Source organism: Streptomyces smaragdinus (assembly GCF_009604385.1).
GTDB classification, from domain to species: Bacteria; Actinomycetota; Actinomycetes; order Streptomycetales; family Streptomycetaceae; genus Streptomyces; species Streptomyces smaragdinus.
This window is the reverse complement of record NZ_WEGJ01000012.1, coordinates 151,724-164,103: the sequence shown is the minus strand read 5'-3', so window position 1 is coordinate 164,103 and position 12,380 is coordinate 151,724. Positions and strand designations below refer to the sequence as shown.

The 12,380-nt window shown below is 70.4% G+C and carries 10 protein-coding genes; 6 read left to right on the top strand and 4 right to left on the bottom strand.

The window, feature by feature from the left end; genetic code table 11:
* Window positions 1-105: 105 nt before the first annotated feature.
* Complete coding sequence (locus tag SRB5_RS17995) at window positions 106-3,825, bottom strand: putative T7SS-secreted protein (protein ID WP_323378082.1); 3,720 nt, start codon at window positions 3,823-3,825, stop codon at window positions 106-108.
* A gap of 192 nt (window positions 3,826-4,017) precedes the next feature.
* On the opposite strand from SRB5_RS17995, the gene SRB5_RS17990 reads away from it, so the two are divergent.
* The 5 genes from SRB5_RS17990 to ccsB all read left to right on the top strand — a co-directional run bounded on the left by SRB5_RS17990 (window position 4,018) and on the right by ccsB (window position 9,308).
* On the top strand, window positions 4,018-5,028 hold the full coding sequence (locus SRB5_RS17990; RefSeq protein WP_153453124.1) for an ArsR/SmtB family transcription factor: 1,011 nt from the start codon (window positions 4,018-4,020) through the stop codon (window positions 5,026-5,028).
* 172 nt (window positions 5,029-5,200) lie between these two features.
* Entirely contained in the window at window positions 5,201-5,800 is a 600-nt protein-coding gene (locus SRB5_RS17985) for a TlpA family protein disulfide reductase (RefSeq protein WP_153453122.1), read from the top strand.
* A gap of 7 nt (window positions 5,801-5,807) precedes the next feature.
* The gene (locus SRB5_RS17980) at window positions 5,808-6,545 is read left to right on the top strand and encodes a cytochrome c biogenesis CcdA family protein (protein WP_153453120.1); all 738 of its coding nucleotides are present in this window, start codon (window positions 5,808-5,810) and stop codon (window positions 6,543-6,545) included.
* A gap of 4 nt (window positions 6,546-6,549) precedes the next feature.
* Entirely contained in the window at window positions 6,550-8,226 is a 1,677-nt protein-coding gene (gene resB, locus SRB5_RS17975) for a cytochrome c biogenesis protein ResB (protein ID WP_153453118.1), read from the top strand.
* Window positions 8,223-9,308, top strand: a complete 1,086-nt coding sequence (gene ccsB, locus SRB5_RS17970; protein WP_323378081.1) for a c-type cytochrome biogenesis protein CcsB — start codon at window positions 8,223-8,225, stop codon at window positions 9,306-9,308. The genes resB and ccsB overlap by 4 nt, the downstream gene beginning before the upstream one ends.
* Before the next feature lie 15 nt (window positions 9,309-9,323).
* Here the strand turns inward: ccsB and SRB5_RS17965 are convergent, their stop codons facing one another.
* From SRB5_RS17965 to SRB5_RS17955, 3 genes are all read right to left on the bottom strand, one after another.
* A complete protein-coding gene (locus tag SRB5_RS17965; protein ID WP_228390128.1) occupies window positions 9,324-9,863 on the bottom strand; it encodes a general stress protein in 540 nt (179 codons plus the stop codon).
* Between the two features lie 96 nt (window positions 9,864-9,959).
* Entirely contained in the window at window positions 9,960-10,286 is a 327-nt protein-coding gene (locus SRB5_RS17960; RefSeq protein ID WP_153453116.1) for a PLD nuclease N-terminal domain-containing protein, read from the bottom strand.
* Window positions 10,287-10,356: 70 nt separating this feature from the next.
* Window positions 10,357-10,740, bottom strand: a complete 384-nt coding sequence (locus SRB5_RS17955) for a PLD nuclease N-terminal domain-containing protein (protein WP_323378080.1) — start codon at window positions 10,738-10,740, stop codon at window positions 10,357-10,359.
* A gap of 153 nt (window positions 10,741-10,893) precedes the next feature.
* On the opposite strand from SRB5_RS17955, the gene SRB5_RS17950 reads away from it, so the two are divergent.
* Complete coding sequence (locus tag SRB5_RS17950; protein WP_153453114.1) at window positions 10,894-12,345, top strand: menaquinone biosynthesis decarboxylase; 1,452 nt, start codon at window positions 10,894-10,896, stop codon at window positions 12,343-12,345.
* The last annotated feature ends 35 nt before the right edge of the window (window positions 12,346-12,380 follow it).

Genomic DNA, 12,380 nt, shown 5'->3' with positions numbered 1-12,380 from the left:
CCGACGCCTGCACGGTGAGATAGGCCACGTCCCGCCCGTCGAGTACGAGAACACCTACTACCTGACAGCCACGAAACCGCAGGTCACAACCACCAACTGAGCTCTCTACCGAACCCGGAACGGTTCACTGTCCGCGTTGTAGGTGTAGTGCCAGGTGTCCGGTTTTCGGGACAGGCGGGTTTTGGTGCGGGTTGTCAGACGGCCGGCCTGGTCGTGCGTGTAGCGGTTGGCTCCTGCGCGGTCGAGGCGCGTGGCCGTGTAGGTGCGGGGGCCCTGGGTGGTTGGGTCTGTTTGGTGGCCCGTCCAGGTGGCTGTGGTTTGGTTGCCCGCCTCGTCGTAGGCGTAGGACTCGGACCAGTTTTGGGCCGTGATCGACGTGACTCGGCCTGTTGGGTCCAGGGTGAAGCGTTGGGGGCCGCGTAGGGCGTCGTCGATCGCTGTGAGGTAGCCGTCCGCGCGGTAGGTGTAGGCGCGGTGGTTGAGGGTGTTGCCCTGGGACGTGAGGTGTTGGGTCGTGAGGCGGCCTGCGGGGTCCCAGGTGAGGTGTTGGGTCAGGGTGTCGTCGTAGTGGCGTGCCAGTTCGCGGCCTGTGGCGTCTCGGGTGAAGTGGATTTCGTGGTCGCCCGAGGTGAGGGTGGTGGGGCGGCCGGAGGCGTCGTAGGCGTATGTCGTGGTGTGGCCGGTGGGGGTTGTGCGGCGGGTGCGGCGGCCGGACGGGTCGTATTGGTACGTGGTCGCGCGGCCGTTGAACAGTTCCGTTTTGAGGAGGCCTCGGCGGTCGTACTGGCGGATCAGGTCGCCGGTGGGGTTCGTCGCCTGGAGGAGGCGGCCGGTCGGGTCGTACGCGTATGTGGTGACAGAGCCTGCGGCGTCCTTGCGGGTCAGGCGGCTCAGGGCGTCGTACTCGTGGTGGATCAGTTCGCCCAGGGGTGTGGTGCGGGTGGTCAGGCGGCCGATGGGGTCCAGGGTGTAGGTGATCGTGCGGTCGTCGAAGTCTGTCTCCGAGGTGAGGCGGCCGGCCGCGTCGTGGGTGTAGGACCAGGTGAGGCCCTGGGGGTTGGTGACCTGGGTGAGGCGGAGTTCCGCGTCGTGGTCGAAGGTGTGGCGGGCGCCGTTGGGGTCGGTGCGGGCTGTGAGCTGGTCGAAGTGGCCGTATTCGAAGCGGGTTGTCTGGCCTGCCTCGTCGGTGTGCGCCGTGCAGTTGCCCTCGCCGTCGTACGTCCAGGTCTCCGTCGTGCCGTCCGGTGCGGTGCGGTGGGACAGGTCGCCGTCGGGGGTCCAGGTCAGGCGGGACACGGCGCCGTCGGGGGCCGTGAGTTCCGTGAGGCGGCCGAAGGCGTCGCGGGTGGTGCGGGTTATGGCGCCGGTGGGGGTGGTGACCTCCGTCGGAAGGCCGGAGGGGTCGCAGCGCAGGGTCGTTACCGCGCCCGTGGGGTCCGTGGTCGATGCCAGGTGGCCCTGGGCGGTGTAGGTGAATGTGGTGGTGTGGCCCGCCGGGTCCGTCTGGCTCGTCAGGTTGCCCTGGGCGTCGTACTCCTGGCGGTAGCGGGCGCCGTCGGGGGCCGTCAGCTCGAGCGGGAGACCCTGGGCGTTGTACGTGGTCGTCAGGGTGGTGCCGTCGGGGCGCGTGACCGTGGTGAGGTGGCCGTCCTCGTCGTACGTGAAGGACGTGGTGTGGCCCAGGGCGTCGGTGTGGGTGAGGGGGCGGCCTCGGGTGTCGTGGGTGAACGTCGTGGTGTGGCCGAGGGGGTCGGTCGTGCGCAGGATGCGGCTGTTGGCGTCGATCAGGTGGCGGGTGGTGTGGCCGGCCGCCGTGGTCAGGGCGGTGGTGCGGTGGCCTGTTGACGGGTCGGGGGTGCCGTAGGCCAGGGTGAGCTGGAAGTGGCCCGCCTCGCCGCCTTCGGCCACCACGCGGTGGTCGGTGTCGTAGGCGTAGTCGTAGCGGCGGTCGTTGGAGTCGATCCACGCCGTCACCCGGCGGTCCGTGTCGTAGACGAACGTCGTCGTGGCGCCCGACGGTTTTGTGACCGAGGTCAGGTTCCCGGCCGTGTAGCCGTACCGCATCACCGGGTGTTCCCCCAGGTCAACGGCCGTGACCCGGCCCTCGGCAGTCGTCAGCCGCAACACATACCCGGCCGAATGCACCACCCCCACCGGAGTCCCGTCCGCCCCACGGTCGATCGTGATCCGGTGACCGTTGCGGTCCTCCGTCTCCGCCAGCCACGCCGTGCCGTCCTCCCCCGGCTCCGTCCCCGCAGCGGCCGGGAAGTGACGTACCAGCCCCGCGTCGTGATCGGTGAGCCGATAGTCCCCCGACTCCAGCCGCTCCAGCGACGTCCGCGACGTCCCCGACGACGAGGCCGTCGCAACCCCCGGCACCGGATGCGGATACGTCAGCAACAGCCCGTCCGGCGTCACATGAACGACCCCGTCCGCATCGACCAGCAGCCGCTCGTCCACCGTCGACGACCACGACGGCCCGAAGAACCGCCCCAGCGTGTACCCCGACTCCACCCGCCGCGTGAACGCCAGCGGCAGCAGCCCCGCCAGCACCACATCCGTCTGCGGCAGGAACATCCGCCCCGTCGCCAGATCCACCGGGTCCGTCCCGGTCGTCGTGCGCTCGCGGTCGGGGCGGTTGTGCCCGCCGGGCTCCTCGTCCACCAGACGCCGCGCCCGGTTGGCGTCCTGCGCCGCGTCCGCCGCCTCGCGGGCCAGACGCGTGGCCCGGGCCGCCGCGCCGCCGCCGCCCGTCGCCACCGTCAGCGCGACGTCCGGGGCCAGCCGGCCCAGCCCCTCCGCGGGATCCTTCATGAAGTCCGTGACCATCTGACGGCCCGCGCCCCACGGGTCGTTGACCACCTGGACCAGGCCCGCCACCGTGCTGTTCAGGTTCGTGACGTACTCGGCGGGATGGGTGATGTTGTACGGGTCCACCGGATTCATCGCCCGCGCGAACGAGAGGATCCCCGCCACGCCCTTCACCGCGCCGAACGAATAGTGCGAGTACATCACCGGGAGCTCCATCAGGCCGTCCTTGACCTGCTCCTCGTACGACGGCTTCGGCGGCGCCGCGTCCCGCGCCGCCCGTATCGCCCCCGCCGCGGCCTCCGCCGCCGCGTCCCGCTGCCGCCGCGCCTCGCCCAACAGCTCCTGCGCCTCGTTCATCAGCGCGATCCCCGGATTCACCGGCCCCGGCTTCGGCGGCAGCGAGGAAGGGTCACGGGACTCCGCGGGGCGGGCGTTGTAGGCATCGACCGCATCGTTGTACGAGCCGACCCTCTTCTCGTACGCCTCCGACCCCCGCATCCCCTCCTCGAACTTGTCGATCGCCGCCTGCGCCTGCCCCTGCGCCCACCCCACCGTCCCCGCGAACCGGTCCAGCGCCCCCGCCGCCCTGCCGAACGCGTCCGACGCCTTGAACCACTTCGGCGGCTCCACATGGAACTCCAGCCGGAACGCGTCCGCCATCCCGCCCTTGAGCTGCGAGGGGTCGACGCCCTTGAGCCCATTGCCCACCGACGTGAACGACTCCGCCAGCTTGCGCAGACTGTCCGCCGTCGAACGCAGCTGGTCCGCGCTACCGTGGACCAGCTTGGTCTTGTCCTCCGTCTCCCCCAGCTGCATCTCGTCGACCTGGGAGCCCATCCGGTTGGCCAGCGAGCGGGAGTTCTCCCGTACCCAGTCGGCCCCCGACTGCCAGCCGGCGTCGTCCAGCCGGTCCGCCGTCCAGTCCCCGGCGTCCTCGAAGCGGTCCCCCACCCACTCCGTACCGTCCTCGACCGCGTCTTCGATCGAGTCCGGTATGAAATCCCCGATGCCCACGGATCAGTTCCCCCCGCCGGACACACTGGTCCGTACCTATGGTGTCTCTCTGATGCGTTCACATCACACTAGGTGAGACGGATCCCAAATTTGTGCGGTTCCAGACAACCTTTGCGAGAGCCCGACGTCGATCGATCGTTCATCGCGCCCCCCTAACCTGGTCAACGGCCGACGCTGTGGGGGGACATCAACATGCTGCGTGTGCACTTCACCGACGCCGACCTGGCCCGCACCCGGGTCGCGCGGGCGCCCGACCCGCTCTTCGAGGTCGCCGCGAGCCTCCACCGGTTCCAGTCGCGGCGCGGACGCTGGGCCTACGCCGGGTGGTACCGGACGGCCCGCCGCCGGGTCCGGGAGCAGCGCCTCGAGGGCGCCCTCCGACGGGTGCTCCTGCCCCTCTATCCCCGCGCCGCGTACTTCCCCGACTTCCTGACTCCCGTCGACGCGGTGGACGGACTGGACGCCGGACTCGAGGCCCTCACCGCCACCCCGCCCGCCCGCGTACGGGAGGAGATCGGCATCCTCGACCGGACCATCGGGGCGCCCGCCTGGGGCCCGCGGCTCGCCGAGCGGGGGGCCCGCACGGAGTTCGTCGGGCTCCTGCGCGCCTACCACGGCGCCGTCGTCGTACCGCAGCAGGAGGAGGTGCACGCGCGGATCGAGGCCGAGCGGGCCGTACGGTCGCGGGGGCTGCTCGACGGGGGAGTGGAGGGGATGCTCGCCGGGCTCGGGCCCATGCTGCGGTGGCGGGCGCCCGTGCTGGAGGTCGAGTACCCGCGTCAGGCGGAGGACCGGGACCTGCATCTGAACGGCCGGGGGATCACGCTCGTACCGTCGTACTTCAACTGGGGCGAGCCCGTCACCTTCTTCGACCCCGGACTCCAGCCCGTCCTCTGGTACTCCCTGCTCCACGAGCCCGCGCCCCGGACCGAGACCGACCCCGGCCGGTCCCTGACCAGCCTCCTCGGCCGCTCCCGCGCCCTCGCCCTGCGGGCTGCCGCGAGCGGCGCGACGACCGGGGAGATCGCCCGCGTCGCCGGCGTCTCGGCGTCCGCCGCCAGCCGGCATGCGACCGTCCTGCGCGACGCCGGTCTCGTCACGACCGTACGGAACGGGCCGGCCGTCCTGCACACCCTCACCCCGACCGGGGCCGCCGTGCTGCGGGCCGCCGTGGATCAGGCCCGGCAGCCGCCTCCCCCGTGAGCGGCTGCCGGGACTGCAGATACTCGTCCGGCCGGGGCGGGGTGCGCGACACCTTTGCGGCAGATTGCAAAAGCCCAGCGCGACGCGCCCTGACGGGCGTCTGACATCGGGCATCGCGGACGAGGGCGGGGGGTAGGAAAGATCCCCTGCGGCGACATGGGAAACTTTTCACATGTTTTGGACGAGGAGCCCCCTGCGCCGCACCGCCGCCGCACTGGTCGCGCTCGGTGGTGTGCTCGCGCTCGGCGCCTGCGGCGACGGCGCGAAGAGCTCCGGCGGCAACGACACCAAGTTCATGGCCGGCACCGGCCAGGTCACGACCGTCAGTGCCCCCGACCGCGTCGCCGCCCCGGACCTGGAGGGCGAGACCACCGACGGGAAGCGGCTGTCGCTGGGCGACTACAAGGGCAAGGTCGTCGTCCTGAACGTCTGGGGCTCCTGGTGCGCGCCGTGCCGCAAGGAGGCCCCGCATCTGGAGAAGGTCGCTCAGGACGTCGAGGACAAGGACGTGCAGTTCGTCGGGATCAACACCCGGGACCTGGACGTCGCCAACGCGCAGGCGTTCGAGCGTACGTTCAAGATCGACTATCCGAGCCTGTACGACCCGTCCGGCAAGCTCGTCCTGCGCTTCCCCAAGGGCAGCCTCTCCCCGCAGGCCATCCCCTCCACCCTGATCATCGACCGCGACGGCCGGATCGCCGTCCGCGCGATCAAGGCGCTCAACGCCGTCGAACTGCACGAGGCCCTCGACCCGATCATCGCCGAGAAGTGAGCGCGGCATGAACGAGACCGTCTACAGCGGCGCCCTGCTGCTCGCGCTGCCGATCGCGGTGCTCGGCGGGCTCGTCTCGTTCTTCTCCCCGTGCGTGCTGCCCCTCGTCCCCGGCTATCTGAGCTACGTCACGGGCGTCAGCGGTACGGATCTCGCCGAGGCCAAGCGGGGGCGGATGGCCGCCGGGGCGGGCCTCTTCGTGCTGGGCTTCACCGTCGTCTTTGTCTCCGGCGGGGCGCTCTTCGGCGGGTTCGGGGCCACGCTGCTGGAGCACCGCGAGACGCTGAACAAGGTGCTGGGCTCGCTGACCATCGTGCTCGGCGTGATCTTCATGGGCGTACTGCCCCGGCTCGGGCAGCGCGAGTTCCGTATCCACCGCAGGCCCGTCGTCGGGCTGGCCGGTGCCCCTATGCTCGGGGTGCTCTTCGGCGTCGGCTGGACGCCCTGCATCGGGCCGACGCTCGCCGCCGTGCAGAGCCTCGCGCTCACCGAGGCGAGTGCCTGGCGCGGCGCGATACTGACGGTGGCGTACTGCCTGGGGCTGGGTGTGCCGTTCGTTCTGACGGCGATCGCGTTCCGGCGGGCGCTGGGGGCGTTCGCCTGGGTGAAGGCGCACTACGCATGGGTGATGCGGATCGGCGGCGGGATGCTCGTCGCGGTCGGTCTGCTGCTGGTCACGGGGGTCTGGGACGAGATCGTGTACGACCTGCAGGTCTGGTCGTCGAACTGGGAAGTCTGGGTCTGACCGAATGACTGCCACCGATGAACGCGAGCTGTCCGACGCCGCCGCGCAGCTCTCCACCGCGCCCCTCGAGGACGGCGGGCAGCAGCCCGCGCCCGGGCTGGGCGCCGGACGGGAGATTGTCGCCTGGGCGCGCTGGTTCTGGCGGCAGCTCACGTCGATGCGGGTCGCGCTGATCCTGCTCTTCCTGCTGTCCCTGGGCGCCGTCCCCGGGTCGCTGATCCCGCAGAACTCCGTGGACGAGAGCAAGGTCCAGCTCTTCAAGGACGAGCACGGCGCGCTCGCCGGCGTCTACGACAAGCTGCAGCTGTTCGACGTCTACAGCTCGGTGTGGTTCTCCGCGATCTATCTGCTGCTGTTCATCTCCCTGGCCGGCTGCATCATCCCGCGCACCTGGCAGTTCGTCGGCCAGCTGCGCGCCCGCGCCCCCAAGGCCCCCAGCCGGCTGAACCGGCTGCCCGCGTACACCACGTGGCGTACGGACGCGGAGCCCGAGGCGGTGCTGGAGGCGTCGCGGACGGTGCTGCGGCGGCGGCGCTTCCGGGCGCACGTCGCGGGGGACGCGGTGGCGGCGGAGAAGGGCTATCTGCGCGAGGCCGGGAACCTGCTGTTCCACGTGGCGCTGTTCGTGCTGCTCATCGCCTTCGCCGCCGGGCGGCTCTTCCACTCCGAGGCCGGGAAGCTGATCGTCGAGGGGGACGGGTTCTCCAACACGTTCACCCAGTACGACTACTACAAGGAGTCCGCCTTCGGTACGGGCGATCCGTCGGCGTTCGGCTTCACGCTCGACAAGTTCACCGCGTCGTACCAGCGCACCGGCCCGCAGAAGCGCACCCCGCGCGTCTTCCGCGCCGACATCACGTACTGGAAGGGCGCCGACGGGCCGAAGCACAAGACGTCGATCGAGGTCAACAAGCCCCTCGTCATCGACGGCACCAAGGTGTGGCTGCTCTCCAACGGCTGGGCCCCCGTGGTCACCGTCCGCGACGGGCAGGGCGACATCGCCTTCCGCGGGCCCGTCCCGATGATCCCCGCGGAGAAGCGGAACCTCTCCTCGCAGGGCGCGATCAAGGTCACCGACTACGTCGGCAAGGACGGCAAGAAGGACCAGATCGGCTTCCAGGGCTTCTTCATGCCGACCTACCTCAAGGGCTCCGGGCAGATGATGTCCCAGTTCCCCGAGCCCCTGAGCCCCGGCCTCTTCCTCACCGCGTACAAGGGCGATCTCGGCCTGGACACCGGTGTCCCGCAGAACGTCTACCAGCTCGACGTCGCGCGGATGAAGCAGTTCAAGGACAAGAACGGCGACCCCTTCCGCCAGGTCCTGGCCATCGGCGACAAGCTGACGCTCCCCGACGGCGCCGGCACGCTCACCTTCGACGGTGTGAAGCCGTGGGCCACATTCAAGATCGGCAAGCAGTACGGCAACGAGTGGGTCCTCATCGGCGCCCTCACCGCCATCGCCGGCCTCGCCGGCTCCCTGTTCATCCAGCGCCGCCGGGTATGGGTGCGCGCCCGCCGGGACGAGGACGGCACGACCGTCGTCGAGCTCGCGGGCCTCGGCCGCAGCGAGAGCGCCAAGCTCCCCGAGGAGCTCGCCGACCTCGCCGTCCGCCTCCAGACCGCCGCCCCCGCCCGGCCCGAACCCTCCGTAACCACGTCCGACGAAGGAGCGCGCGCGTGACGAGCATCGCAGCCGCGGCCAACGAGAACCTCGCCGACATCAGCAACGTCCTGATCTACTCCGCGATGGCCGTCTACACCCTGGCGTTCGTCGCCCATATCGCCGAGTGGGCCTTCGGCAGCCGCAGCCGCGTCGCCACGTCCTCCGCGGCGCTGACCGCTTCCGCCGCCGCGCCCGCCGTCAAGGTGCAGGTGCAGCGGGCGGGCGGCACGACGGTGCTGGAGCGGCCGGCGGTCGTCACGAAGCCCGGGCCGGGTGCGCGGGATGCCGCCGACGGGCCCGGTGCTGCGGGCGGGGACGTCCAGGGCGACATGTACGGGCGGATCGCCGTCTCGCTCACCACGCTGGCGTTCCTGCTGCACCTGGGGTCCGTGGTGACGCGGGGGCTGTCCGTGGAGCGGGCGCCGTGGGGCAACATGTACGAGTTCTCGACCACCTTCTCCATGGTGATCGTCGGCGTGTACCTGGCCTTCCTCGCCGCCCGCAAGCACATCCGCTGGATCGGCCTCCCCCTCGTCGCCACCGTCCTGCTGGACCTCGGCCTCGCCGTCACCGCGCTCTACACCGAGAGCGCCCAGCTGGTCCCCGCGCTGGACTCCGTGTGGCTGTGGATCCACGTCTCCCTGGCGATCACCTGCGGCGCGCTGCTGTACCTGGGCGCCGTCGCCACGATCCTCTACCTCTTCCGCGACCGGTACGAGGCCAAGCTCGCCGACCCGGCCGGCCCGCAGCCGGGGAACTTCGCCAGGTCCGTGCTGTCGCGCCTGCCGGCCGCCGCGTCCCTCGACAAGTTCGCCTACCGGATCAACGCGGCCGTCTTCCCCTTCTGGACCTTCACCATCGTGGCCGGCGCCATCTGGGCCGAGAACGCCTGGGGCCGCTACTGGGGCTGGGACCCCAAGGAGGTCTGGTCCTTCATCACCTGGGTCGCCTACGCCTGCTATCTCCACGCCCGCGCCACGGCCGGCTGGAAGGGCCGCAAGGCCGCCTACCTCGCGATCACCGCGTTCCTGTGCTTCCTCTTCAACTACTACGCGGTGAACCTCCTCTTCGGCGGCCTCCACTCGTACGCGGGCGTCTGACCGGCGGCGGGAGGGTCAGCCCTCCCGCCAGCCCAGCTTGATCAGCATGTTCTTGGCGTCCTCCGCCACGTCCGGCTCCGCGACCACGTCGTAGCGCGACGCCACGATCTGGCTGCGGGAGGCGAAGTCGCGCCGGCCGCCCGTGAAGGCGTGGCCGGCGAAGCCGAAGAGGGCGCCGAACAGCGCGCCGTACAGCAGGGCGCTCAGCATCAGCAGCAGGACGTTGCCGATGCCGTCGACGAAGAGTGACATCAGCAAGCCGATCAGCAGACCGAACCAGGCGGCCGAACCGGCCCCGGCGAGGGCGGCGCGGCCGCGCGTGAGACGGCCCAGGACGGTCTCGACCATCTTCAGGTCCGAGCCGATGATGGCTGTGCGTTCCACCGGGAACTTGCTGTCCGAGAGGAAGTCGACCGCCCGCTGCGCGCCCTCGTACGTCGGGTACGAGCCGACCACCGGCCGGTCCACCGGCGGGGTGACCGGCTGCCCGCCGCGTACCCCCCGCGGTGTGGGCTGCGGGTGCGGGTCGGGCTGCGGCGGTCCGGGCTGGGTCATCGGGGTTCCCTCCTGCGTGCCTGTCCCAGCAACGTGCTGGCGCGGGAGGGCCGCCGCAACCCGGGGGATGCCGATCGGGTGGCGGGTCCGGGAGGATCAGGAGCGGCTGTCGTCGGGATTGTCCTCCGGGCGCTTGTCCTGGTCGAGGGAGCGCAGGAATTCGGGGTTGTCGTCCGGCGCCACCCAGCCCCCGGAGCGCCGCCGCGGCCCGCCGCCGTTGCCGGGCAGGGCGGCGCGGCCGCGCGGGCGGCCGGCGATGAGCCAGGCGACCGGGCCGAAGAGGACCGACCCGAAGAGGACGATGATCAGCACCCAGGCGATCTTGGGGAGATTGCGGACCTGCTTCTCGGGCGTGTTCAGACAGTCGACGAACGCATAGATCCACACCACCGTGACCAGTAGGAACGGCAGAAACCTGAGCATGACGGCCCCTCGTGTCGCGCGGATGCGTGCAACCAGGGTAACCGGGGCATGTGACACCAAAACGGGTGCCTCAGGAGTCGTCGCCCTCCCGGCGGCGCAGTTCCTCCTCGCGGCGGCGCAGGTCCGCCTCCCAGTCCTTCAGCAGCGCCTCGTCCCGCTTGTTGTCCTCCCGCAGCGAGGCCAGGAACTCCGGGTCGTCGTCCGGCGCCATGGTCTTCTTGGGATCGTACGAACGGTGCCACTCCGACGGCGTACTGCCGCCCGCGGGCGCCGGGTCGCGGTGCCTGCCCGCGACCAGCCAGGCTATGGAGCCCAGCATCGCGAAGAACAGGATGATCAGCACCCAGCCGACCTTCGGCAGATGCTTGACCTTCTCCTCCGGGGTGTTCAGGCAGTCGATGAACGCGTAGATCCACAGCGCCAGAAACAGCAGATAGGGGATGTAGCGGATCACGTCGGGAATCTCCCAGGACCAGACGGCGGGGCCGCAACGCCCCGATGACCGCGCCAGGTTAGCGGGTGCCCATGACACCGGGGTGACCTGCGTCGCACACAAAGCCGGGGGCGGCGACGAGACCCGGGGTCCCTCTGACGGATACTGGCTGCTATGGCATACGACGATCTCCGCTCGCTGCTGCGGGCCCTGGAGCGCGACGGCGACCTCAAGCGGATCAAGGCGGAAGTCGACCCGTATCTGGAGGTCGGCGAGATCACCGACCGGGTCAACAAGGCCGGCGGCCCCGCCCTCCTCTTTGAGAACGTCAAGGGCTCGGCCATGCCGCTCGCCATGAACGTCTTCGGTACGGACCGCCGGCTGCTGAAGTCGCTGGGGCTCTCCTCGTACGCGGAGATCAGCGAGAAGATCGGCGGCCTGCTCAAGCCCGAGCTGCCGCACGGCTTCACCGGCGTGCGCGAGGCCTTCGGCAAGCTGGCCGGGATGACGCACGTACCGCCGAAGAAGGTGAAGGACGGCCCCGTCCAGGAGGTCGTGCTGACCGGCGACGACGTGGACCTGGACGCGCTGCCGGCGCTGTTCACCTGGCCGGAGGACGGCGGCTCCTTCTTCAACCTGGGCCTGACCCACACCAAGCACCCCGAGACCGGCATCCGCAACCTCGGCCTCTACCGGCTGCAGCGGCACGACCGGAACACCATCGGCATGCACTGGCAGATCCACAAGGACAGCCGCAACCACTACCAGGCCGCCGCCAGACGCGGCGAGCGGCTGCCCGTCGCGATCGCCTTCGGCTGCCCGCCGTCCGTCACGTACGCCTCCACCGCGCCGCTGCCCGGCGACATCGACGAGTACCTCTTCGCGGGCTTCGTCGCCGGCAAGCGGATCGAGATGGTCGACTGCAAGACCGTCCCGCTGCAGGTCCCGGCGAACGCGGAGGTCGTCCTCGAGGGCTGGCTGGAGCCCGGCAAGACCCTCCCCGAGGGCCCCTTCGGCGACCACACCGGCTTCTACACGCCGCAGGAGCCGTTCCCGGCGCTGACCATCGACTGCGTGACGATGCGCAAGCGGCCGCTGCTGCAGTCCATCGTCGTCGGCCGACCGCCGACCGAGGACGGGCCGCTGGGGCGGGCCACGGAGCGGTTCTTCCTGCCGCTGCTGAAGATCATCGTGCCGGACATCGTGGACTACCACCTGCCCGAGGCGGGCGGCTTCCACAACTGCGCGATCGTGTCGATCGACAAGAAGTACCCCAAGCACGCGCAGAAGGTGATGCACGCGATCTGGGGCGCGCACATGATGTCGCTGACCAAGCTGATCGTGGTCGTCGACGCCGACTGCGACGTCCACGATCTGCACGAGGTCGCGTGGCGGGCGCTGGGCAACACGGACTACTCGCGGGACCTGTCGGTCGTCGAGGGGCCGGTGGACCATCTGGACCACTCGTCGTACCAGCAGTTCTGGGGCGGCAAGGCGGGCATCGACGCGACGGCGAAATGGCCCGAGGAGGGCTACACGCGGGACGGGGGGTGGCCGGAGATGGTGGTGTCGGATCCGGAGACATCCGATCGGGTGACGAAGCGGTGGAAGGAATACGGCCTGTGATGGATCGCGACATGATGCCGATTGGCAGCGCGGAG

What these genes read in the sequence shown, in the direction of transcription:
- SRB5_RS17990 (WP_153453124.1), top strand. Translation starts at nt 4,018, where the DNA reads ATGCTGCGTGTGCACTTCACCGACGCCGACCTGGCCCGCACCCGGGTC.
- SRB5_RS17960 (WP_153453116.1), bottom strand. Translation starts at nt 10,286, where the DNA reads ATGCTCAGGTTTCTGCCGTTCCTACTGGTCACGGTGGTGTGGATCTAT.
- SRB5_RS17985 (WP_153453122.1), top strand. Translation starts at nt 5,201, where the DNA reads ATGTTTTGGACGAGGAGCCCCCTGCGCCGCACCGCCGCCGCACTGGTC.
- resB (WP_153453118.1), top strand. Translation starts at nt 6,550, where the DNA reads ATGACTGCCACCGATGAACGCGAGCTGTCCGACGCCGCCGCGCAGCTC.
- SRB5_RS17950 (WP_153453114.1), top strand. Translation starts at nt 10,894, where the DNA reads ATGGCATACGACGATCTCCGCTCGCTGCTGCGGGCCCTGGAGCGCGAC.
- SRB5_RS17965 (WP_228390128.1), bottom strand. Translation starts at nt 9,863, where the DNA reads ATGACCCAGCCCGGACCGCCGCAGCCCGACCCGCACCCGCAGCCCACA.
- SRB5_RS17980 (WP_153453120.1), top strand. Translation starts at nt 5,808, where the DNA reads ATGAACGAGACCGTCTACAGCGGCGCCCTGCTGCTCGCGCTGCCGATC.